Source organism: Streptomyces sp. NPDC047525, assembly GCF_040643025.1.
GTDB classification, from domain to species: Bacteria; Actinomycetota; Actinomycetes; order Streptomycetales; family Streptomycetaceae; genus Streptomyces; species Streptomyces durmitorensis.
In genome coordinates, this window is the sequence record NZ_JBEYTL010000002.1 from 602,533 (window position 1) to 622,449 (window position 19,917).

The window sequence follows — 19,917 nt, forward strand, 5'->3', positions numbered from 1 at the left end:
ACTCAAGCCTCGTCCGCCACGGGGACGGACCACAGGACTTACTGTGCATCCGCGGGCTCCAGGGCCGTGAGCAGGTGCCGGATCGCGGGGGACAGCGGCCCGGGCCGCACGGCGAGGCTGACGGTCGAGCGTGCGCCGAGCAGCGGCCGGAAGGCGATACGGCGGGCCGGGGGCAGCTCTCCCACGAGGTCGAAGACAGTCCAGGACTCCGCGCCGCTCGCGGAGTCCGTGGCGATCGCCGTCAGGGTCTCCTGCAAGGTGGTGAAGTGCGGGCCGGCCGCCACATCGGTGCCGGAGGCCCGCAGCAACCCCGTCACCAGGTCGTGAAACGCGGGATTGCGCTCGCGCGGCGCCAACCGCAGTGGCAGTCCCGCGAGATCGGTCGGCTCAAGACGGGGCAAGGCTGCCAGCGGATGCGTCGCGGGCAACGCGACGATCAGCGGATCGTCCCAGACAGGCACCGTCGCCAGACCCGGCAGCGGTCCGTCACCCCGGACGAGCGCGGCATCCAACTCCCCGCTCCGTAGTGCGTCGACACGCCGCTCACGGGCCTCCTGGACCAGGCGGACCCGAAGCCCCGGGACTTGTTTCGCGAGCACGTCGAGGGCCGGGTGCACGCGCTCGGCGAACGCGCGGGCGGTGCCGAGCCGCAGCACACCCTCCCCACCGGAGACGATCTCCGCGGCCACATGACGCACGCGGGCAGCGGCTGCGAGCGCCGCGCGCGCCTCCGGCAGCAGCCGCTCCCCGGCCGCTGTCAGGCCCACGCGACGGGTGGTCCTGTCGAAGAGGCGTACGCCCAACTCCCGCTCGAGACGGGCGATCTGCTGGCTCACCGAGGCCTGCACGACGTGCAGCCGCACGGCTGCCCGGCCGAAGCCGCCCTCGTCCGCGACCGCCACGAAGTAGTCGAGTTGCCGAAGCTCCACAGTGGTCGCTGCCCCTCCCGCATTTGGTCCGCACCCCGCGCATTCATCAGCGCTAGTGATCACTGCCTTCGTGAACGTCTTCTTGGACGCGCTGTGTTCCCGCGATGGACTGGTCCCCACGACCACCCCGGCCGTCGTGATCCTCACAACCATCACGATCCTCACGGCCACCACGATGTTCATGGACTCGAAGGAGTACGACATGTCTGGCACCCCGCACGCCCTGATCGTCCACGAAGGAGACGCGGAGAAAGTGCCCTTGCCCGGAGGAGGCCAATTCCAGTTGCTCGAGGACAGTCGAGCGACCGACGGACTCCTGGGGGCCAACCGGCTCGAGCTGCCCGCCGGCGCCGACGGCACGCGTCCGCATCACCACCGCCTGTCCACGGAGCTCTTCTATGTGCTCGGCGGCACCATGGAGTTCCTGCTCGACGGTGCTCCGACCGCTGTCGGCGCGGGTGGTCTGGTCGTGGTGCCGCCCGGCGTAGTGCACGCCTTCGGAGCGTCGTCCGACGGCCCGGCGGAGTTCTTCGCCGTTCTCACTCCGGGAATCGAGCGGTTCGGCTATCTCCGTCAGTTGGGGCGCATCGCGCGGGGCGAGGCGGCATGGGACAGCATGGATGAGCTGCACGACACATACGACGTGCACTTCGTCGGGGGACCGCAGTGGCGTTGACAAGGCGATGTGGTCATGGGTCGGTGTCGCGCACGAGGCGCCGCAGGGTTGCGGGAGGCGGTCAGCAGCGAGGTCGGAGGCGATATTCCCGGCGACGTGGACGGTCGTCCGGGATACTGGTCGCCCATGGATGAGGTCAAGGTCGTCGTCGCCCATTCCGAGCGCGCGACGCTGCGCGTCGGCGACGTGTTCCTGAAGGTGGACGCCGATCAGGCACGCATCGACGTCGAGGTCGATGCGATGGCCCTTGCGCCGGTCCCGACTCCGGAGATCCTGTGGCGCAAGCCGCCCGTGCTCGCGATCGCCGCGGTCCCGGGGGCGACGCTCGGCCGCCTCGGCGAGCCGTCGACCGCGTCGCCGACGGCGTGGGCCGCGGCGGGTGCCGCCATCCGGAAACTGCACGACGCGCCGTTGCCGCCCCGGCCCGGCCGAGCCGGCCGGGACCTCGCCGAGGTGGCGGCGGATCTCGACGGCGAGTGTGAGTGGCTCGTGACGAACGGCGTCCTGCCCGCCGACCTGGTCACCCGCAACCGCCAGGTCGCCGAGGCGGCGCTCCGGCCGTGGACTCCGGCGTTCACGCACGGCGACCTACAGATCGCTCACGTGTTCGTCGACGATGACGAGATCACGGGCATCATCGACTGGTCCGAGGCGGGCCAGGGCGACGCCCTGTACGACCTCGCCACCTTGACGCTCGGACAGGAGGAGCACATCGATGACGTCGTCGCCGGCTATGGCACCGACGTCGACCTCGACGTGATCCACGCGTGGTGGTCGTTGCGTAGCCTGCTGGGGGTCCGCTGGCTGGTCGAGCACGGCTTCGACCCGTTCGCGCCGGGTTGTGAGGTCGACGTGCTGAGATCCCGGATGTGAGGCTGCGCGGGCCTGACTGCCACGAGTGCGGTCTGATGCCGCGCCGGGCGATGTGCGAGTTGGAGGACGTCCTTGCGGTTGCCGACGGCGGTGATCGCGACGAGCGGGATGCTGTGCGCCTCGACGACGATCAGGTGGAGTTTGCTGCCGCCCGTGCCCCGGTCCACCGGGGACGGACCGGTGTCCGCCCCGTCAGGAGCCGAGAGCGGCCGCACCCGCGGGGTCATCGAGCACCGCCCGTATCGCCGAGTGCGCGGCCCCCAGCAAGGGGCCGTCGGAACCCAGTCCGGAGACAGTGACGTCGCATGTCGTGCCCGCCGTGCGGCGCCCCAACTCGGCCTCCAGGGACGGCAGCAGCCACGGCGCCAGCCGCGACAGGGCTCCGCCGAGCACCACCGAGCGCGGATCCAGCAGATTCACCGCACCGGTGAGCGCGATGCCCAGTGCGGTCCCGGCGCCGTGCAGCGCCCTACGCACGTCCTCGTCGCCCTGCGCGGCGCGCTCCGCGAGCAGCCCGACGCGGTCCGCCCCCGGGGAGAGGCCCGCCGTGCGCAACACCGCCTCCTCGCCCGCGTACTGCTCCAGGCAGCCACGGCCGCCGCACGGGCAGGCTGGGCCGTCCGGCCACACCGGTACATGCCCCAACTCGCCCGCGAAGCCGCGTGTCCCGCGCAGCAGCCGCCCGTCGACGACCAGCGCGGCGCCGATGCCGATCTCCGCCGAGACGTGCAGGAAGTCCTGGGGCACCTCGTCGCCGAGCCACAGCTCGGCCAGCGCGCCGAAGTTGGCCTCGTTGTCCACCGTCAGCGGCAGCCCGCCGGGCAGCAGTGCGCCCAGGTCGACGTCGTGCCAGTCGAGGTTGGGGGCGCGGACCACCGTCGCCGTGCCGCGTGAGACGAGGCCGGGTACGGCGACGGCCAGCCCCGCCGGGCGCAGTCCGGCGAGGTGGGCTTCGTCGCTCACCTGCCGTACCAGGGCGATGAGTTCCTTCACGACAGGTTGGGGCGCGCGCCCCCGGTTGTCGCCCTGTCGCACGGCACGCGCGCGTACCTCTCCGCGCAGGTCCACCGCACAGACCGAGAGATGGTCGACGCCCACTTCGGCGCCGATGCCGGCCGGTCCGCTTCTGCTGACCGCGAGCGCGGAGCCGGGGCGGCCCACTTTGCTGGGGCGTTCGGGGCCCAGCTCGTCCAGGAGCCCGGAGCGGATCAGCTCGTCCACCAGGGTGGAGACGGCGGCTCGCGTCAGACCGATCCGGCTGGCCACGGCGGCACGGGACAGCGGTCCGTGCGCCGCGACGGCATGCATGACACGGGAGAGGTTGCGGCGTCGCATCCCCTGCTGGGTGTCGGGCAGCCGGGCTCCGGACGTGCCCTGGCGCGCGTCGTGCGGTGGTGCGGTCATGCCCCCGTCAGTCCCTGTTCTTCCGTCCTCATGGCCGTGCGTCCTCGTGGCCCGCGCTGCCGAGCAGCGGCGCCGCGTCGGAGACTACCCCGGCGATCCGGGCGAGCGCCGATTCGTCCCGCTCCACAGGGGGCAGCACCGGCCCCTCGGCCGTACCCCAGCGGCGCGCGACAGCCGCCGGGTCCTCGCCGGTCAGGATGCCGGCGGCCTGTGCGGCTGCGCCGAGTGCGACCAGTTCCCGGGCCTCGGGCACCTGAACGGGGCGTCCGGAAAGCCGTCGCACGGTGTCCTGCCAGGCCGTGCCGCGCGCCCCACCGCCGATGAGCAGGAGCGGAGCCGAACGGTCCGCGTCCGCTTCCAGGACCAGATCAAGGGCGCCGAGCAGCGAGTGCACGGCTCCGTCGTAGGCCGCCTGCAGCAGCTGCCCGGGAGTCGTGTCGTGCCGCAGCCCGTGCAGCAGCCCGGAGGCGTGCGGCAGGTCAGGGGTGCGCTCGCCGTCCAGGTAGGGCAGCAGGGTGACGGAGCCGCCCGCCTCCACCGCCTCACGGTCCAGGCTCAGCAGGGTGGCCACCCGGTCCACGGCCTGGGTGCAGTTGAGGGTGCAGGCCAGCGGCAGCCAGTCGCCGCGCGCGTCGGCGAAGCCCGCCACCGTCCCCGTCGGATCCGCGGGGCGCCGCCTGGAGACCGCGTAGACGGTGCCCGACGTGCCCAGGCTCAGGACCGGGGTGCCGGGGCGCAGGCCGAGTCCGAGCGCCGCTGCCGCGTTGTCGCCGGTTCCGGGGGCGACCAGCGTGCCCTTGGAGAAGGGCAGTTCGCCGCTTCCGCGTACGGTGCCCGCGACCTCGCCGGGCCGGACCACCCGTGGCAGCAGCTCGGGGTCCAGGCCCACGAGTCCCAGGATCTCCTCGTCGTACGCCTCCGTCCCCGACGCCCACCACCCCGTCCCGGAGGCGTCGCCCCGGTCGGTCGTGCCGGATCCCGTGAGGCGTTCGGTGAGGTAGTCGTGGGGGAGTCGCACGGCCGCGGTGGCACGGGCGGCCTCGGGCTCGTGCTCGCTGAGCCAGGCCCACTTGGTCACGGTGAAGGAGGGCCCCGGCACGCTGCCGACGCGCTCGGCCCACGCTTTCGGGCCCCCCAAGCGGTCCACCAAGGTGCGGGCCTGGGCCGCCGAGCGCACGTCGTTCCACAGCAGGGCGGGCCGTACCGGCCTGGACCGCGCGTCCAGCGTGACGAGCCCGTGCTGCTGGCCGCCGACCGCTACCGCGGCGGCCTCGCGTGCCGCGCTGCCGCACTGGTCGAGCGCCGCGCACAGGGCGTTCCACCACTCCTCGGGGTCGCTCTCGCGGGCGGCCCCCGAGCTGACGCTGTGCGGGGCCTGACCAGAGGCCACCACCCTGCCCGTGGCGGCGTCGACGACCAGGACCTTGGTGGACTGCGTGGAGCTGTCCACGCCGACGACGAGGGGCCCGTCGGCTGCTGGCGCTGATGACATCGGGGGTCTCCGTTCCCGCGGCTCTTTCCGGGCTCGCCCGGACTTCTTTCCGTCCGACCTTCCCAGGGATGCCTCCGGATACTAATTTGTTAATCGCCATGACGAAATAGTCGCGGCAGCCGCACATGAGCGGGCATGCAGCCATGCCCGGGTCGGCCACGCAGTCGTGCACCAGTCATCCAGGGAGCCGCACATGACGTACCAGCCCACTCCTGAGGACAAGTTCACCTTCGGCCTGTGGACCGTCGGCTGGCAGGGAAGGGACCCGTTCGGGGACGCGACGAGGGCGGCCATCGACCCGGCCGACTCCGTGCGTCACCTGGCTGAACTGGGTGCCTACGGAGTGACCTTCCACGACGACGACCTGATCCCCTTCGGCGCCTCGGACACCGAGCGCGAGTCGCACATCAAGCGCTTCCGGCAGGCGCTCGACGCGACGGGTCTCGTGGTACCGATGGCGACCACGAACCTCTTCACGCACCCCGTCTTCAAGGACGGGGCGTTCACGGCCAACGACCGGGACGTGCGCCGTTACGCGCTGCGCAAGACGATCCGCAACATCGACCTCGCGGTGGAACTGGGTGCCCGCACCTATGTCGCCTGGGGCGGCAGGGAAGGGGCGGAGTCCGGTGCGGCGAAGGACGTACGCGTCGCTCTCGACCGTATGAAGGAAGCCTTCGACCTGCTCGGCGACTACGTGACGGAGCAGGGATACGACCTGCGCTTCGCGATCGAGCCCAAGCCGAACGAGCCGCGCGGCGACATCCTGCTGCCCACCGTCGGGCACGCCCTCGCCTTCATCGAGCGCCTGGAGCGTTCCGATCTGTTCGGCGTCAACCCCGAGGTGGGCCACGAGCAGATGGCCGGCCTCAACTTCCCGCACTCCATCGCCCAGGCCCTGTGGGCGGGCAAGCTGTTCCACATCGACCTCAACGGCCAGACCGGCATCAAGTACGACCAGGACCTCCGCTTCGGGGCGGGCGATCTGCGGAGCGCCTTCTGGCTGGTGGACCTCCTGGAGAGGGGCGGTTACGAAGGGCCGCGGCACTTCGACTTCAAGCCCCCGCGTACGGAGGACTACGCGGGCGTGTGGGCGTCGGCATCCGGCTGCATGCGCAACTACCTGATTCTTCGGGAGCGTTCGGCCGCCTTCCGCGCCGACCCGGAGGTCCAGGAAGCCCTGCGCGCCTCCCGTCTGGACGAGCTGTCCCTGCCGACCGCCGAAGACGGTCTCTCCGGGCTGCTCGCCGACCGCGCTGCCTTCGAGGACTTCGACGTGACGGCCGCCGCGGACCGTGGCATGGCCTTCGAGCACCTCGACCAGCTGGCCATGGATCATCTCCTGGGGGCGCGTGGCTGACCGCAGGCTCCTGCTCCGGAGGCATCAACTTCCGCACAGGGGTCGCATCTTGACCCTTTCGAGGCGACTCTTGACGGTATGGCCATGCCGCCCGTACCACCGCAGCCTCCCCCTCCGCCGGGTGACGGACCCCCTCCGGGCGATGGCGGCTTCGGCCCGCCCGGAGGAGGGTACGGTCCGCCTCCGGGTGACGGGTACGGACCACCACCGGGCGACGGGGGCTGGCCTCCCGCGGGTGGCGGCGTGCCCCCTGGAGGCGGCGGCGTACCGCCTGGAGGAGGCGGGTGGCCGCCTCAGCCGCCGCCGGGAGGGCCGTCCGGACGGCGGGGCGGGCTGTTCGTCCTCCTTGCCGTGATCGTCGCGATCGGAGCCGTCGTCGCGGTGGTCCTGGTGGCCACCAGCGGTGACGGCTCCGACGACAAGAAGGGCCCCTCCGAGACCAGCGAGAGCTCGGACGGCAAGCCCACGCCGTCGCTGAGCATTCCGTCGGAGATCCCCTCCGAGCTGCCGACGGAGGTGCCGTCGAACCTGCCGAGCGGCCTGCCCTCGGACCTCCCCAGCAACCTGCCGAGCGACCTGCCGAGTGGTGACCTGCCGAGCGATCTGGACTCCCTGATCCCGTCACGCGCGGACAACGAAGTGCCCTACTACTTCTTGCAGGTGGGTGTCACAGAGTCGCTGCCCTGACCGGCTGACCGGCTGACCGGCACTTCGGACGCGGGGACAGCGCGCTCAGAGGCCCTTCGGCAGCCGTACGTACGACACCGTGGTCTCCACATCGCTGTCCACGAGCCGGCCGTCCTTGTCGAATGCCTCCGTCCCGTCCGTCATCCCGAAGTCGTTGTCGTTGATCAGGGCGAGGGTGTGGCTGTTCACGCGGGCCACGCCTTCGATCTTGTCGGGCACCCCGTCGATGGCGCCCAGGTCGACCAGGAGACGCTTCTTCAGGACGGGCACTCCGGAGCCCGCCGGATCATCGAGCTCCTCCAAGGAGGGCTTCGTGGCGGCGTCGTCCCACCGCTCGCCGAGGATGTCGGAGCGGCGGTCCAGCTTCACCGTCTGCAGCCGCGCGGCCTTGTCGGTGCGCTCCTCGACGAGGAGCCGGTCACGCCCGACGGCCACCACGGAGGAGATCTTCAGCTCGGACGTGTCATCCTCACCCGGGTCGACGACATCAACCGCGTCGAAGCGGTACGCGTACTCGGCGGTGACCGCTTGCTTCTTCGGCGAGAAGCGCAGCAGTCGCGTCGTCCGCGAGGCGTCGCCCGCGTCCTCGTCCGGGAGGGAGAGCGGGCTCTGGACCGCCATCACCAGGTCCCCACCGGGGAGTTGAGCGAGCCCTTCGAAGCCGCGATTGCCCTTGCGGTGCAGCAGAACGCCCGGCAGCGCCTCCACGACCGGGTAGTCGGCGCCCGCCAGCTTCAGGCCCTTGGGGACATAGCGCTTGAGCACCTTCCCGCGCGCCGAGACATGGACGAGCGAGGGCCCGTACTCGTCGACCAGCCAGAAGCTGCCGTCGTGCGCCCGCACGATGCCTTCGGTGTCCAGGCCGTTCGGGTCGTAGGCCAACGCTGTCTTCGCGTCGTACGTGTACGGAGCCTCATCGCGCCCCTCCTGGTTGGACAAGCCCGTGACGGGCTTCCCGGAGGAGGTCGTCAGCGGGAGCGCGTCGATGACCTTCACGGTGTCACCGGAGACGCGGATCTTCACGATCGCGGGGTCGAATCCGGGAACGGGAAAGGTGCGTCGCTTCTTGCCGTCCACCTTGATCTGGCCGTTGGGCCCCCGGTCGGTGACCGTCCAGAACTCACCCTTGCGGCCCGCGGGATAGATGTCGCTGCCGATGCCGCCGAGATCCACACCGCGGTCGTCGCTCACCGTCCCGGGCAGCAGGGAGTTGCTGAATGTGCCCAGAGGCACATCGCCGAGCGTCGCCGTCGACGTGATGCGGGGCGCCTTCTCCTTCTCGTCGGTGGGGGCGCCCGTGGCGGTCCCGGTCACCGCGATCGCGGCGAGCACGACGAAGGGCACACCCGCCGCGACGGAACGGCGGACGCGACGCTTACGTGCGGCGTGCGGGGACATGGGTGCCTCCTGGGGCGCGAGTATTCGGGGACAGCGATCAGACTTCGCCGTCGCCGCGAACACAGGGAGGCAGAGAGGTGAACGGGAGGGGGCGTGCTGACGGCGCCTCCCGCGAGGGGCAGGAGGCGCCGCCGTCACCCGCAGGTCGGTCAGCGATAGTTGGGCACCTGGCCTCTGTCCTCCCCTTCGCCTGGATCACGCTGACGCACTCAATTCACTCCGGGGCCCTGCGGGTCGGGGGCGTCCAGTCGCGGTCGGCACCCCCGGAACCGGTGTGATCCACACTCGCGGATGACATGCCCGCGCTCAATCGCTGGTCAGGGGGAGTGCGCGCGCCGGTGTTCCCGGCGCGTGCGTGGGCGGCGTGGATACGCCGGTGGCCGCCGTGTGCGTTCCGGCCAGGCGGCGTGCTTCGGTGGCGTGAACGCGCCGGGTGGGCTGCTTCGGGCGTGAACGCTTCCGGGCGGACACGGACGCAGACGCGCACGCGGAAACGAAGGCGGCCGCGGTGGTGAGCGGGTCGCGCTTCTGGTCCGGTGCGGGCGCGGGCATCCCCGCGCCCGCACCGGACCTGCCCGCCCTATTCGCCGCCGGTCACCACGGCCAGTGCCGTAGCGGGGTCGTGGGCCGCGGGGCCCGCCGGGGTCCAGCGGCCGCGCTCCTTGCGGTAGGGCCACCAGCGCCCGTCGGTCCCGTGCCGCAGCTGGGCGTCGCTGCCGATCACCGTCCAGCGATTGCGGGCGGCGCGCAGCCGTGGCCGTTCACCGTCGTCCCAGGCCGCGTCCAGCGCCGCACGCGCGCGTGCCAGTGCGTCCGCCTCAGGAGTCCACTCCTCCTCCAGGACGGACAGCGCGGCCGGACCTCCGTACTCCCAGGCCCGTACGGCCAGCGCGAGCCCGTCCCTGCCGCGCCCGGCCGCGGTCGCGAGGCGGGCGGCCACCGGTGCCGCGGGAGCCGCGGCGGCGAGACGCACGGCATCCTCCTCCAGCGTCAATTCCTGATCGGCCGGATGCCGTTCGTGTCCGGTGGAGAGTGCCTCGGCCAGCATCCGGCGGGCCTCCACGGCCGCCTGAGCCGCCAGGAATTCGAGCGCCGCCACATCGAGACCGGGCGCGGGCTCGGCCTCCGTGTCGAGCGAAGGCGGCAGACCCGGCTCAGGCGGCAGCGGAGGGAGTTCGGGCAGCGGAGGCAGGATGGCTCCCTCCGCGTACGCCTCATCGGCGTCCACGCCCTCCTGGGCCACTTCCTGCTCCTGCGCGGGGGCCTCCTCGGCCTCGGTCTGCGCCACGCTGCGTACTTGCAGCTCATCAAGCAGCTCGCGCTCGGCACGGCCACGCATCAGGAACAGGACGAACGGATCCTGGTCGAGCAGCCGGGCCACCTGATAGCAGAGCGCGGCGGTGTGCCCGCAGTGGTCCCACGCGTCGCAGTCGCACTCCGGCTCCAGGTCGCCGATGCCGGGCAGGAGCTCGACACCCGCTGCCGCCGCGTCCTCCACCAGGTGCGGCGGCATCTCGCGGTCCAGGAGCGCCGCGATGTGCCCGGCACGCTCGACTGCCATGCCCAGGAAGCGGTCCCACTCGTCCTCGCTGAGCCGCTGCAGCAGTACGTCCGAGCGGCGCGGGGTGCCGTCACGGTCCTTGACGACCGCGGTGATCCGGCCGGGGCGCACCGAGACCGCCCCCACGGCTCCCGCGCGCGCAAGCCTGCGTCCGGCCTTCAGCTGCGCGAGGTCCAGCGCCGTGTCCTCGAGCGCCTTCAGCCAGGCCTGTCCCCACCAGCTCTGCGCGAACCCCCGCCCGTGCGCGGCCGGCAGCGCGGCGAAAGTGCGCTCGTGATCGTACGCGCCCTCTCCATGGCGGCTGTCCTCGTGTGTGTCGCCGTTCGACTCGTCGTACGTGTCGCTCATCGCGTCCCCCCTCGCAGCTCCACCAGATCCGACAGCTCGGCGTCGGTGAGTTCCGTCAGCGCGGCCTCGCCCGAGCCGAGGACCGAGTCCGCCAACTCCCGCTTGCGCAGCAGCATCTCGGCGATGCGATCCTCGATGGTCCCCTCCGCGATCAGCCGGTGCACCTGCACCGGCTGCGTCTGCCCGATGCGGTACGCCCGGTCGGTGGCCTGCGCCTCGACGGCAGGGTTCCACCAGCGGTCGTAGTGCACGACGTGCTCGGCCCGCGTCAGATTGAGCCCGGTGCCCGCGGCCTTCAACGACAGCAAGAAGACGGGTACTTCGCCGTCCTGGAAACGCTCCACCATCGCTTCGCGCGCCGCGATGGGCGTCCCGCCGTGCAGGAACTGGGACGGGGTGCCGCGGGCTGCCAGGTGCTGCTCGATGAGGCGCGCCATCTGGACGTACTGCGTGAAGATGAGCACGCTCGCGTCTTCGGAGAGGATCGTGTCGAGCAGCTCGTCGAGGAGTTCCAGCTTTCCGGAACGGCCCTCGATCCGCGGCTTGTCCTCCTTGAGGTACTGCGCGGGGTGGTTGCAGATCTGCTTGAGACCGGTGAGCAGCTTGACGATCAGACCCCGGCGGGCGAAGCCGTCGGCACCGGAGATCTCCGCGAGCGTCTCGCGCACCACTGCTTCGTAGAGGCCTGTCTGCTCCGTGGTGAGGGAGACGGCCCGGTCGGTCTCCGTCTTGGGCGGCAGCTCGGGTGCGATGCCCGGGTCGGACTTGCGCCTGCGCAGCAGGAAGGGGCGTACCAGTTGGCCGAGCCGCTCGGCGGCTGCCGGGTCCGTGCCGCTTTCGACGGCCTGCGCGTAGCGGGTGCGGAAGGTGCCGAGCTTGCCGAGCAGGCCCGGTGTCGTCCAGTCGAGGATGGCCCACAGCTCGGAGAGATTGTTCTCCACGGGGGTGCCGGTGAGCGCCACGCGCGCGCGTGCCCCGATGGTGCGCAGCTGTTTGGCGGTGGCCGAGTAGGGGTTCTTGACGTGCTGGGCCTCGTCGGCGACGACCATCCCCCAAGGGGCCTGCGCCAGGCTGTCCGCGTCGAGGCGCATCGTGCCGTACGTGGTGAGCACGAACTCCCCGTCGGCGAGGTCCTCCAGGCTGCGCCGGGCGCCGTGGAAGCGGCGTACGGGGGTGCCTGGGGCGAACTTCTCGATCTCGCGCTGCCAGTTGCCCATGAGGGACGTGGGGCAGACGACGAGGGTGGGTCCCGCGGACTCGCCGTCCGACTGCCGGTGCAGATGCAGGGAGATGAGCGTGATTGTCTTGCCGAGGCCCATGTCGTCCGCGAGGCAGCCGCCCAGGCCCAGGGAGGTCATCAGGGCCAGCCAGTTCAGGCCGCGCAGCTGGTAGTCGCGCAGGTCCGCGGCGAGTGCTTCGGGCTGGCCGACGGGCTCCATGCCCTCGGGGTCCGCGAGGCGTTCGCGCAGCGTGGCGAGCCAGCCCGTCGGCTGGACGTCCACGCGGCGGCCCGCCACTTCGGTGGTGCCCGTCAGAACGGCGCTCAGGGCGTCGATCGGCGTGACCTTGTGGTCCTGGTGTGCGCGAGCGCGCCGCGCCTCTTCGGGGTCGATGAGGACCCACTGGTCGCGCAGGCGCACCACGGGGCGGTTGGCTTCGGCGAGGCGGTCGAGCTCCTCGCGGGACAGCGGCTGGTCGCCCAGCGCGAACCGCCAGTTGAAGGTGAGCAGCGCGTCCGCGGAGAGGTAGGACGGCGTGTCCGACGACGGCTTGTCCGGCTCCTTCGCCTCGTCGTCGGGCGGGCCGATGACCGCACGGGCGGTCAGATTGCGTGCCAGCTCCCTGGGCCAGTGCACCTCGACACCCGCGGTGGCGAGCATGCGGGCCCCCTCGCCCAGGAGCGAGGTGACCTCTTCGTCGGCGAGTTCGATCGCGTCGGGGACGGTGGCGGAGAGCAGCGGGGCGAGCGGCGGCCACGCGCGCGTGGCGCGACGCAGCGCGAGCAGGGCGTCCATCCGCGACCGCGGCCCGAAGGCCTGCCCCGAGGCGCCGGAGCCGGCCCACACCTCGGCCGCGTCCGCGACGAGCGAGGGGTCGCTGACGCTGTGCATCTGCAGCACGGCGCGGAACGGCAGCCGGGTCCCCTCGGGGGTGTCCGACACCAGGCCGGGAACCTCGACGCGCAGCGAGATGCGTACGCCGGCGTCGTGCCCGGCGGCGACATCGGTGGCCCACGGGCGTTGCTCGGGGATGTGCTGAGGCTGCGGCGAGGCGAAGGCGGGGACGCCCGCGGCCAGCGTCGCGGCGGGGGAGCGGGGCAGCGTGTCGGCCACCGCGTCCAGGAACTGGCGCAGCAGCCGCTCGGGTTCGGGCAGCCGCGGCGGCTCGGAGCCGTCCAGCGGCAGGGCGTGCGCGGCAGGGGGCATCGCGGCGGCGAGGTCGCGCAGGCGGGTCAGGTCGTCGGCGCCCAGCGGGCCCGAGCGCCACGCGTCCTGATCGCTCGGCGTCAGCCCGGGCAACAGCAGCCCGCGCGCGGCGAGTTGCAGCGCGAGCACGCCCGCCGCTCCCCAGAACGCGGCCGTCGGGTGAGCCCCCGCCGTGGCACGCGCGCGTGTCAGCACCGGCAGTGCCGTGCGCACCGGGAGCACCACCGCCGACGCATCGCTGAGTTGCACTCCGCCGTCGCCGGGTACGGCGACGGTCAGCTCCTCGATGGCGCCGGCGGAGCAGGCGGGCGGTGCGTCACCCTCCGGGTTCCAGAAGGCGACCCGGCCCATGCGTGCCGGGTCGGCGGATACGAACAGCACAGAGCAGCGGGACAGTTCAGAGATCTCGGAAGGTGACGCGGCAGGGGGCCTGGGCACGGCGATGGCGCATTCCTCAAACTTGACTACTAGGGTCGGAGTCGCCGAGGGTACAGCACGCCTCGCGCAAGGCGTGAGCGATCAAGGAGTGATCCCCGTCACCCCCCTCCCGTGGTGTACTTAGCCCCCCTTCCAGACGGTGCTGGCCCCCTTCCAAGACGGGTGAAGGCGCCATGGTTGCCCCAGGTCACCGGCTCATACGTTGTGTCGCGTCAGCCCGATCCAGTCAGAGACCGGAGACCTCACCATGTCCCAGGCCGCCGCCGCAGTCGCGGAGCGTTCCCCAGGCACCACCACAAGGCAGCCCGCCGGGAGCGATTTCGCGCCTCTCCTGCGCACCGTCAAGGAGCAGGGACTTTTGGGCCGCCGCACCGGCTGGTACGCCCGCACCATCGTGGTCAACACCGTGGCACTGGCCGCCGTGGCGACGGGCATGCTCCTCATCGGAGGCTCCTGGTGGGTGCTGCTCCTGGCACCCGTCCTGGCCGCACTGTGTGCCCGTACGGCGTTCATAGGCCACGACGCGGGGCACTCCCAGATCACCGGCGACCGCCGCGTGAGCCGCACCATCGGCCTCATCCACGGCAATCTCCTCCTCGGCATGAGCTCGGCCTGGTGGAACGACAAGCACAACCGCCACCACGCCAACCCTAACCACCTCGACAAAGACCCCGACGTCGCCGCGAACATCCTCGTCTGGACCAGCAAGCAGGCCAAGGTTCGCCTCGGCTTCCGACGCTGGCTCACCCGCAACCAGGCCTGGCTGTTCTTCCCGCTGACGCTGCTCCAGGGCATCGCCATGAAGATCTACGGCTTCCAGGACCTGCGCCGCCAGGCCCCGCGCGAACGCGTGCTGGAGGGCCTTCTCCTGGTCGCCCACCTCGTCGGGTACGTGACGCTCCTGCTCGTCACCATGCCGGTGGGCCACGCCCTTGCCTTCGCCGCCATCCACCAGGCGCTCTTCGGACTGCACCTCGGACTGGCCTTCGCACCGAACCACAAGGGCATGGAGATGCCCGACCCCGACGGGGAGCGCTGGGGCCACCTCAGCCGCCAGGTCCTCACCTCGCGCAACGTCCGCGGCAGCATGCTGACCGACTGGTTCCTGGGCGGACTCAACTACCAGATCGAGCACCACCTGTTCCCGAGCATGCCCCGCCCCAGCCTGCGACGCGCCCAGCCCCTGGTCCGTGCCCACTGCGCCGAGCTGGGAATGCCGTACACGGAGGCCGGATTCCTCGACTCCTACCGGCAGGTACTGCGCCACATGTACGAGGTCGGCGAGCCGCTGAGGATCGAGTAGCCGCCCGGACACGCACCGCACCTCAGGGTTGTGTCAGGGTCGCTCCTCAGGGGTCTGTCAGGGGAGCAGACTGGAACCGTGGGCGGCCCGAGCCCGTTTCTCAAGACAGAGAGCGGCAACAGCCGCGAAGGAGGCGACGCACATGTCGAAGAACGCGAAGATCGCCGCAGGAGGTGTGGCAGCCGGCCTCATCCTGTTGATCTGGCTGCCCTGGTGGGCCGCCCTCCTGATCGTGCTCGGGGTCCCGGCCGCGGCCTATCTGACCCTCGACCCCGGACAGCGACGCAGGCTGCGCCGGGTCTCACGCAAGGAGCTCGGCCACTGATCCGGCACCCCGGAGGGGCACCGAACCTGTGAGCGGACGCTCGACGCACAGGGGCTGACGGCTGCTCCGCTCGCGGTTTCGCCCAGGGCGGCTCCGCGAGCGGAAAACCCATTGCGTCCCAGCGCTGCACCGGTGACCATGGCGCACATGACTTCCCGAAAGGAGGCCCAGCGATCCCTCGGTGATCGCTGATGGCCGCATACGAGGCGTCGCAGACGCCGTTCTCCCAGCCTCAGCCCACTCCCGCGCTGCTGACGGCGGCCTGGCTGAAGGCCCATTTCGACCCACTGCCCTTCCCGGCCCGCATGAGCGCCCTGGCCCGCTATGCCCGAGCGCTCACCACCGACGCGTACGGAACACTCCGCGACGCCCTCGCCGCCGGTACCCCTGACGAGCGGCACACCGGCCTCTTCCTCGCCGTGACCCGGCGCGACCTCACCACCGTCGCCGAAGCCCTGACCGACCCCCTCCTGCGCCGCCGAGCCCTCGCGGCTGCCATCCGGCTTCCCGTCCCGGAAGCAGCCCTGGAACAGCTCGCGTTGAGCGACATCAGAACGGCACGGCACGAGACGTACCGCGTCCTGCGCCTGAGCCGCCGTCACGCCCTGGCCGCACGCCTGCTGCCAGAGGTCCACGAACGCTTCGGCGCCCGGGATGCCGCCCAGCTCCTGCCCGCATGCCCCGCCGAGGCGGTTGACGCGTGGCTGCCCCGACTCGACCCATCCGCAGGCGTATTGAGCGCGCTGACCCGCACCGCACCGATCGCCGTGGCCCGCTTGCTTGTCACCCGCGGCGAGAGCCGCGCCAACCGCGACCGCCACCGCTTCTCGGGCCGCCATCGCGCGGTCGCGAGCGTGGCCGCGGAACGCGACCCGGAGGCCGGACTGCTGCTCCTGGCGCGGGCGCCCGATCTTCTGACGCCGCAAGCGGCACGCACACTGCTGCGTCATCCCGCCAGGGTCCTGGAGATCCTGCGCGCGGCCCGCCCGAACCAGGACGGCTCTCCCCGTGAGCTACGGCTCTCGGCCGGGGCGCTGCCGCCCGCCACGCGGCGTGCCCTGCGCGAACTCCCGCCCGCGGATCTGGTGGACCTCGCCCGTCGCTGCCCGGTGACGCAGCCGCGGCATCACGGCTCGGGACGCCACGCCGTCGAACCCGACAGCCTGCTGATGCTGCTGCCCGCACCGGAACGCCGCCGCCTGGTGGAGGAACGCACCGCCCGCCGCCGCTCGGTGCGCAGCCTGCCCATAGCCACACTCACGGCCCTGGCCCCGGCCGACAGAGCGGCGCTCGTCATGCCCTGGGTGGAGCGCTGGTCACGTCAGGAGTGGACATCCAGCCGCCTGGCCGTGGCGCTCCCGCTCGCTCTGGGAGAACCGGTGCTGCGCGACATGGCCGGGCAGCACCGCGTCCACCAGCGCCTGATGGCCTGGCCCGCTCTGCTCGCCTGCGCGGAACTCGAAGGCGACCCACACGAGTTCGCACGGATCGCCGGGGACTGCGAGCGGGCCTGGCACGACCAGGAGGAAGTGCGCAGGGCCGCTCTCCAGCAGCTCGCGGGCACGCCCCCGTACCTGCTCGCCGCGCTGCCCGACCGAGTCCTGCGCGACGCGGCGACGACCACCGTCCAGTCCCGCGACTCGACCACCCACACGCTCGCCGCGGCGGAGCAGCTGCTCCGCGGCGCAGCCGAGAGCGCGGCGGCGACCGGCAGGATCGACCGTGCCGCCTATGCCACGGAACTGCTCTGCCAGTTGGTGTCCGACCCGCGCTCCCGCCAGCCCGTCGCACCACTGCGCATCGGCCAGGAAGCGGCGCGTGCCATCTGGTCCGCGACATCGCCGAACACACCGGTGCGCCCCGATCTCCGCATCGCCGTCGCCGAACTCCTCGCACCGCACCTGCCCGCCCTGCCGGAACTCGACGCTCTGGTGCGCGCCATGGTGATGGAGTCCGACGACCCGGACATCGCTGCCCGCGCGGCGGGCGCCTGGACGGGGCCGGCGGAGCTGCGGGAGCGACGCAGCGCCGAACTGATCTGCCTCGACGCATCGTTCGCAGCGGTGCCGATCATCCTGCGCACCGTCGTCACCCGGCGTACGGACCTGCTGGACTCCGTGCTGGTCGCCGCCCAAGAGGGGCTCACGGGCCGGGTACGGCCCCGAGCCACGGCCTGGGCCACGGGGCTGCACGCCGGCGTCACCGGCCGGTGGCTGCCCGAACAGCGCCGCGCCTGGGACGAACACCACGCGCGCGTGGCCGCCGACGAGCTTGCTCCGCTGCGCACTCGTGCCGACGCGGCAGCGCAGGTGCGTGAACCAGACCTGCTCACGACACTCGCGCAGTCGGCGCCACAACCCATCGCCGCCGCGGCACTTGGCGCACTGGGCGACATCCTGGGCGCGGCCCACGACGGCGCACCACCGGCCACCGAGCCGCTGCTGGGCTTCCTGCTCCGGCACGCCGCGACGGGCGGTGCCCGGGGGCGGGCCGCCATGGCATCCGTACGCCGACTCCTGGAGGCAGTACCGGATCCGGAGGCAGTCGCCCTGCTCACCCCCGTGGCTTGTGCGTCGGATGCCCCCGTCGGCTCGCGAAAGGAGGCTGTCCGAGCCCTTGGCGCGCTGACCAGTGACGCTGCGTTCGACGCCTTGGTGGCGGTCTGGGATGCACCGGGGCAACACCGTGACGTACGCGCCGTTGTAGCGCGCTACCTCCTCGCCGCGGTCGCCCGCCCCGCCGTCGCCGACCGCCTGGCACGGGCGGCCGACGAACCCGCCGTACGCGAAGCGGTGGTCCACGCGCGCGTGGGGTCCGTGAGTGAATCCGCGGGGGAGCCCTACGCGGATTTCCTGGCCCGCCTGGTGAGGGAAGGCGACGAAGAGACCGTCGTCGCCGCGTGCCGAGCCCTGCCCGCCTGGTTCACACCGGAATCAGTCGACGCCCTGCGCGCCGTCGCCGAGGTCGCCACGGATCCGGCGCGAGGCCGAAGGGAGTGGGACGCGGCCGCACAGCAACTGGCCTGGTTCCCCCTGGGGCCGGTCGGAGGGCCCATCCTGAGGGGCGTCATCCGAAGGCTCCAGGATCTAGTCGGCACGCCGGATCCGCAGGCGAGAGCTGATGCGCTCCGTCGGCTCTCGGGCATCGGAGAGGCCTTGCGCGTCCGGCGAGGCACTGCCCAGACGCTGTTCATCGCCGACGCCCTGGCCCTGTCGATGCAAGCGGTGGGCCTGTATGCCGATGCGGCGGCCCTGGCATGGGACACGTCGCTGGCCGCCGTGCGCCACGGCGAGCACCACGCAGCGCGCTGGGAGCGGCTCCTGGAACTGGTCGAGGAACGCCCCGAACGGCTGCCCCTGGGAAGCGGGTTCCATCTGGAGGCCCCTACTCCACGCGCGCGTGCGGCCCTGCTCGCCGCCGCCCGCTTGCTGCGCGAGCGCGGGACCCCGGTGGCCGGAGTGATGGCGCTCGCGCTGGTGCGCGCCGGTGGCCGGGCGACGTCGTGGGACGAGACCTGGCGCGCCGAACTGGTGGCCCTGCGCGACCACGGGGACCACGACACGGCGACGGCCGCTTTCCTCTTCGACCCCGAGCACAACCACTGACGGGGCGCGTTGCCAGAGAGGGCAGAAGAGGCGCCAGAGGGATCAGGCGGGGCGTACGGCCATCTTGTCGAGCGCGTCGAGGAGCCAGGGCAGATCGCGTCCGCGCCCCACCGGCAGCACCTCTCCGGGCTCTTCGTCGAGAAGCACGAACGCGATGTCGTCGGTCCTGGCGACCATGGACCAGCCAGGACCGTCGGCACGCAGGATGCGGGCCTCCCCGGAGGCGAACGACGACCGCACGCGGCCCAGGGGCGGTGGCGTCTCCACGTACGCCCGTGCTTCCGCCAGGACGCGACGTACGCCGGTGAGCGGAGCCTGATCGTCGGCGTCGGCGTCGGTCTTGGGGGCGTCGCCGCCCTCCGGGGCGGTGTCCGCGCCCGGCTCGTCGCTTTCGGTCGAGAAGTTGGCGTCGTCGATCTGCTCGCGCCACGTCGCCCACTGGAGCGCGATCTCGTCGGCACCGAGCCGTCGCTGGGCCGGACCCCACGTGTCGGACTGCGGGGGCGAGAGCGGCCTCTGGTCCCCTTCCTCGGGATCGGGCTCGGGGTCATGGGGAGCGGGCACGTTGGGCGCCGCGACGGCGACGGCGAGCGGCCAGCCGGGCAGCGCGGCTACCACCGTGCGCTCGTCGGGCGACAGGTCGTACTCCATCCCGCAGTCCCAGGAGGCGATCGCGACGGCCACGAGTGATACGTCGTCGATGACGACGGTCCACCGGGCGCCCGCACCGTCCTGACCGAGCACCAGGCCGTACCCGGCGGCGAGTGGTGAGAGCCCCAGTGCCGCGCACGCCTCCGGATAGTCGTCACCGAGCACGCTTGGAAACTTCGCGGGTGTCAGCAGCACCGCGGTCAGCACGTACAGCGCGTCGTCCTCGGCGGCGACAGCGTCGTCCGTTCCGGCCATGCCAGCCTCCCCATCGCTTCATCCGTCGGCGCACCCTAACCACAGGTCCGCTTGATCGTCGAGGGGTGCGTGACCAGGAAACTCGCTCGTACGCACCGGAAACTCGCTCGTCGGCCTCTGTACCGGACGCCTACGCTGGGTGTCATGCCCAGAGCCAGTTCGCACTTCGTCTGTCTGCCGTGCCGT

General features: G+C 71.9%; 14 protein-coding genes and 1 pseudogene. 7 read left to right on the forward strand and 8 right to left on the reverse strand.

What is annotated here, in order from left to right:
* Positions 1 to 38 precede the first annotated feature (38 nt).
* Positions 39 to 929, reverse strand: a complete 891-nt coding sequence (locus ABZ833_RS07545) for a LysR family transcriptional regulator (RefSeq protein ID WP_361042423.1) — start codon at positions 927 to 929, stop codon at positions 39 to 41.
* 136 nt (positions 930 to 1,065) lie between these two features.
* Between ABZ833_RS07545 and ABZ833_RS07550 the strand changes: the two genes are divergently transcribed.
* Both ABZ833_RS07550 and ABZ833_RS07555 read left to right on the forward strand, forming a co-directional pair.
* Positions 1,066 to 1,605 carry a cupin domain-containing protein gene (locus ABZ833_RS07550; RefSeq protein ID WP_361042426.1) on the forward strand — a complete coding sequence of 180 codons (540 nt, stop codon included), beginning with the start codon at positions 1,066 to 1,068 and terminating at the stop codon, positions 1,603 to 1,605.
* Between the two features lie 126 nt (positions 1,606 to 1,731).
* Entirely contained in the window at positions 1,732 to 2,478 is a 747-nt protein-coding gene (locus ABZ833_RS07555) for an aminoglycoside phosphotransferase family protein (RefSeq protein WP_361042429.1), read from the forward strand.
* 56 nt (positions 2,479 to 2,534) lie between these two features.
* Here the strand turns inward: ABZ833_RS07555 and ABZ833_RS07560 are convergent.
* From ABZ833_RS07560 to xylB, 3 genes and pseudogenes are all read right to left on the reverse strand, one after another.
* Positions 2,535 to 2,660 (reverse strand): annotated as a pseudogene (locus ABZ833_RS07560) (IS5/IS1182 family transposase); the annotation flags it as partial.
* Between the two features lie 10 nt (positions 2,661 to 2,670).
* Positions 2,671 to 3,882 (reverse strand): ROK family transcriptional regulator, encoded by a 1,212-nt coding sequence (locus ABZ833_RS07565; protein ID WP_361042431.1) that lies wholly within the window; start codon positions 3,880 to 3,882, stop codon positions 2,671 to 2,673.
* 28 nt (positions 3,883 to 3,910) lie between these two features.
* A complete protein-coding gene (gene xylB / locus ABZ833_RS07570; protein ID WP_361042433.1) occupies positions 3,911 to 5,374 on the reverse strand; it encodes a xylulokinase in 1,464 nt (487 codons plus the stop codon).
* Positions 5,375 to 5,567: 193 nt separating this feature from the next.
* Between xylB and xylA the strand changes: the two genes are divergently transcribed.
* The gene (gene xylA, locus ABZ833_RS07575; protein ID WP_361042436.1) at positions 5,568 to 6,734 is read left to right on the forward strand and encodes a xylose isomerase; all 1,167 of its coding nucleotides are present in this window, start codon (positions 5,568 to 5,570) and stop codon (positions 6,732 to 6,734) included.
* Positions 6,735 to 7,085: 351 nt separating this feature from the next.
* Entirely contained in the window at positions 7,086 to 7,421 is a 336-nt protein-coding gene (locus ABZ833_RS07580) for a hypothetical protein (protein ID WP_361042439.1), read from the forward strand.
* A gap of 45 nt (positions 7,422 to 7,466) precedes the next feature.
* On the opposite strand, the gene ABZ833_RS07585 is transcribed toward ABZ833_RS07580, so the two are convergent.
* The 3 genes from ABZ833_RS07585 to ABZ833_RS07595 all read right to left on the reverse strand — a co-directional run bounded on the left by ABZ833_RS07585 (position 7,467) and on the right by ABZ833_RS07595 (position 13,592).
* Positions 7,467 to 8,819 carry an esterase-like activity of phytase family protein gene (locus ABZ833_RS07585; protein ID WP_361042441.1) on the reverse strand — a complete coding sequence of 451 codons (1,353 nt, stop codon included), beginning with the start codon at positions 8,817 to 8,819 and terminating at the stop codon, positions 7,467 to 7,469.
* Positions 8,820 to 9,399: 580 nt separating this feature from the next.
* The gene (locus ABZ833_RS07590) at positions 9,400 to 10,728 is read right to left on the reverse strand and encodes an SWF or SNF family helicase (RefSeq protein ID WP_361042443.1); all 1,329 of its coding nucleotides are present in this window, start codon (positions 10,726 to 10,728) and stop codon (positions 9,400 to 9,402) included.
* Positions 10,725 to 13,592 (reverse strand): DEAD/DEAH box helicase, encoded by a 2,868-nt coding sequence (locus ABZ833_RS07595; protein WP_361042445.1) that lies wholly within the window; start codon positions 13,590 to 13,592, stop codon positions 10,725 to 10,727. The genes ABZ833_RS07590 and ABZ833_RS07595 overlap by 4 nt, the downstream gene beginning before the upstream one ends.
* A 247-nt stretch (positions 13,593 to 13,839) precedes the next feature.
* On the opposite strand from ABZ833_RS07595, the gene ABZ833_RS07600 reads away from it, so the two are divergent.
* The 3 genes from ABZ833_RS07600 to ABZ833_RS07610 all read left to right on the forward strand — a co-directional run bounded on the left by ABZ833_RS07600 (position 13,840) and on the right by ABZ833_RS07610 (position 18,825).
* A complete protein-coding gene (locus ABZ833_RS07600) occupies positions 13,840 to 14,895 on the forward strand; it encodes an acyl-CoA desaturase (RefSeq protein ID WP_361042447.1) in 1,056 nt (351 codons plus the stop codon).
* 142 nt (positions 14,896 to 15,037) lie between these two features.
* On the forward strand, positions 15,038 to 15,220 hold the full coding sequence (locus ABZ833_RS07605; protein WP_361042450.1) for a hypothetical protein: 183 nt from the start codon (positions 15,038 to 15,040) through the stop codon (positions 15,218 to 15,220).
* Positions 15,221 to 15,411: 191 nt separating this feature from the next.
* Positions 15,412 to 18,825 (forward strand): hypothetical protein, encoded by a 3,414-nt coding sequence (locus ABZ833_RS07610; protein WP_361042453.1) that lies wholly within the window; start codon positions 15,412 to 15,414, stop codon positions 18,823 to 18,825.
* A gap of 42 nt (positions 18,826 to 18,867) precedes the next feature.
* Here ABZ833_RS07610 and ABZ833_RS07615 read toward each other — a convergent pair whose 3' ends face one another.
* The gene (locus ABZ833_RS07615; RefSeq protein ID WP_361042456.1) at positions 18,868 to 19,731 is read right to left on the reverse strand and encodes a hypothetical protein; all 864 of its coding nucleotides are present in this window, start codon (positions 19,729 to 19,731) and stop codon (positions 18,868 to 18,870) included.
* Positions 19,732 to 19,917: the final 186 nt, after the last annotated feature.

Bases quoted from the DNA above. Each gene is read 5' to 3' on its own strand.
- ABZ833_RS07555 (WP_361042429.1), top strand. From the start codon at position 1,732: ATGGATGAGGTCAAGGTCGTCGTCGCCCATTCCGAGCGCGCGACGCTG.
- ABZ833_RS07565 (WP_361042431.1), bottom strand. From the start codon at position 3,882: ATGACCGCACCACCGCACGACGCGCGCCAGGGCACGTCCGGAGCCCGG.
- xylB (WP_361042433.1), bottom strand. From the start codon at position 5,374: ATGTCATCAGCGCCAGCAGCCGACGGGCCCCTCGTCGTCGGCGTGGAC.
- xylA (WP_361042436.1), top strand. From the start codon at position 5,568: ATGACGTACCAGCCCACTCCTGAGGACAAGTTCACCTTCGGCCTGTGG.
- ABZ833_RS07585 (WP_361042441.1), bottom strand. From the start codon at position 8,819: ATGTCCCCGCACGCCGCACGTAAGCGTCGCGTCCGCCGTTCCGTCGCG.
- ABZ833_RS07590 (WP_361042443.1), bottom strand. From the start codon at position 10,728: ATGAGCGACACGTACGACGAGTCGAACGGCGACACACACGAGGACAGC.
- ABZ833_RS07600 (WP_361042447.1), top strand. From the start codon at position 13,840: ATGTCCCAGGCCGCCGCCGCAGTCGCGGAGCGTTCCCCAGGCACCACC.
- ABZ833_RS07605 (WP_361042450.1), top strand. From the start codon at position 15,038: ATGTCGAAGAACGCGAAGATCGCCGCAGGAGGTGTGGCAGCCGGCCTC.
- ABZ833_RS07610 (WP_361042453.1), top strand. From the start codon at position 15,412: ATGGCCGCATACGAGGCGTCGCAGACGCCGTTCTCCCAGCCTCAGCCC.
- ABZ833_RS07615 (WP_361042456.1), bottom strand. From the start codon at position 19,731: ATGGCCGGAACGGACGACGCTGTCGCCGCCGAGGACGACGCGCTGTAC.